The sequence below is a fragment of the Ruoffia sp. FAM 24228 genome (genome assembly GCF_045528575.1).
GTDB lineage: Bacteria > Bacillota > Bacilli > Lactobacillales > Aerococcaceae > Ruoffia > Ruoffia halotolerans.
In genome coordinates, this window is sequence record NZ_JBGQQZ010000189.1 from 1 (window position 1) to 253 (window position 253).

Below are 253 nucleotides of genomic sequence, written 5' to 3' on the forward strand. Positions count from 1 at the left end.
GCCAAGTGAATTCTCCTTTTAGTAATGTATGGTAACTTTATTATATAGGAATTCACTGGCTTTTGTGTACATACAAAAAAAGGTGTCAGTGAGATTTCTCTCACCAACACCAAAAATTCAAGAACCGATCTTTTTTATTTGTCTGAGGGACATATAATCGCGTCATAAGTAAAATACGGTCTCTAAAATGACTGTAATTTCGATAGCCGTAGGCTGTTCGTTTCAATACTTTAATTTTATTATTAATACCTTC

General features: G+C 32.8%; 1 protein-coding gene. It reads right to left on the minus strand.

All coding sequences use genetic code 11. From position 1 onward, the window contains the following. Positions 1-100: 100 nt before the first annotated feature. The coding region (locus tag ACEN33_RS12605; protein ID WP_407095227.1) for a transposase at positions 101-253 on the minus strand (153 nt) is incomplete at its 5' end.